Genomic DNA, 1,990 nt, shown 5'->3' on the forward strand with positions numbered 1-1,990 from the left:
TGTGGCTGGGGGTGAAAGGCCAATCAAACCGGGAGATAGCTGGTTCTCCCCGAAATCTATTTAGGTAGAGCCTCGGACGAATTCCATTGGGGGTAGAGCACTGTTAAGGCTAGGGGGTCATCCCGACTTACCAACCCTTTGCAAACTCCGAATACCAATGAGAACTATCCGGGAGACACACGGCGGGTGCTAACGTCCGTCGTGGAGAGGGAAACAACCCAGACCGCCAGCTAAGGTCCCAAAATATTGCTAAGTGGGAAACGATGTGGGAAGGCATAGACAGCTAGGAGGTTGGCTTAGAAGCAGCCACCCTTTAAAGAAAGCGTAATAGCTCACTAGTCGAGTCGGCCTGCGCGGAAGATGTAACGGGGCTAAGCAATATACCGAAGCTGCGGCAGCATGTTTACATGCTGGGTAGGGGAGCGTTGTGTAAGTGGATGAAGGTGAGTTGTAAAGCTTGCTGGACATATCACAAGTGCGAATGCTGACATGAGTAACGATAATGGGAGTGAAAAACTCCCACGCCGGAAGACCAAGGTTTCCTGTCCCATGCTAATCAGGGCAGGGTAAGTCGGCCCCTAAGGCGAGGCAGAAATGCGTAGTCGATGGGAAACGGGTTAATATTCCCGTACTTATATAATCAGTGATGGAGGGACGGAGAAGGCTAGGCAAGCTTGGCGTTGGTTGTCCAAGTGAAAGTGCGTACCCCAAACCGACACAGGTGGTCAGGTAGAGAATACTAAGGCGCTTGAGAGAACTCGGGTGAAGGAACTCGGCAAAATTGTACCGTAACTTCGGGAGAAGGTACGCCTCTGTTTGTGAACACTTCGCGTGGTAAGCAAATGGAGGCCGCAGTGACCAGGTGGCTGGGACTGTTTATTAAAAACACAGCACTCTGCAAACTCGTAAGAGGACGTATAGGGTGTGACACCTGCCCGGTGCCGGAAGGTTAATTGATGGGGTTAGTTTTCGGACGAAGCTCTTGATCGAAGCCCCGGTAAACGGCGGCCGTAACTATAACGGTCCTAAGGTAGCGAAATTCCTTGTCGGGTAAGTTCCGACCTGCACGAATGGTGTAACCATGGCCACGCTGTCTCCACCCGAGACTCAGTGAAATTGAAATCGCAGTGAAGATGCTGTGTACCCGCACCTAGACGGAAAGACCCCGTGAACCTTTACTACAGCTTGGCACTGAACATTGAACCTACATGTGTAGGATAGGTGGGAGGCTTTGAAGCACAGTCGCTAGATTGTGTGGAGCCGTCCTTGAAATACCACCCTTGTATGTTTGATGTTCTAACATTGTTCCCTTATCGGGAATGTGGACAGTGTCTGGTGGGTAGTTTGACTGGGGCGGTCTCCTCCCAAATAGTAACGGAGGAGCACGAAGGTTAGCTAATCACGGTCGGACATCGTGAGGTTAGTGCAATGGCATAAGCTAGCTTAACTGCGAGACAGACACGTCGAGCAGGTACGAAAGTAGGTCATAGTGATCCGGTGGTTCTGTATGGAAGGGCCATCGCTCAACGGATAAAAGGTACTCCGGGGATAACAGGCTGATACCGCCCAAGAGTTCATATCGACGGCGGTGTTTGGCACCTCGATGTCGGCTCATCACATCCTGGGGCTGAAGTCGGTCCCAAGGGTATGGCTGTTCGCCATTTAAAGTGGTACGCGAGCTGGGTTTAGAACGTCGTGAGACAGTTCGGTCCCTATCTGGTGTGGGCGTTGGATGATTGATGGGAGCTGCTCCTAGTACGAGAGGACCGGAGTGGACGAACCGCTGGTGTTCGGGTTGTCATGCCAATGGCATTGCCCGGTAGCTATGTTCGGAACGGATAACCGCTGAAAGCATCTAAGCGGGAAGCCGGCCCAAAGATGAGTCATCCCTGACCTTTAAGGTCTGGAAGGGTTGTTATAGACGATGACGTTGATAGGCAGGGTGTGGAAGCGTTGTAAGGCGTTAAGCTAACCTGTACTAATTGCCCGA

At 51.8% G+C, this 1,990-nt stretch carries 1 rRNA gene; it reads left to right on the forward strand.

Going from position 1 to position 1,990, the window contains the following annotated elements:
- Window positions 1-1,990 (forward strand): 23S ribosomal RNA (locus tag MHM99_RS21055); the annotation flags it as partial.

Origin of the sequence: Alteromonas sp. MmMcT2-2, assembly GCF_022348305.1 — a bacterium.
GTDB classification, from domain to species: Bacteria; Pseudomonadota; Gammaproteobacteria; order Enterobacterales; family Alteromonadaceae; genus Alteromonas; species Alteromonas macleodii.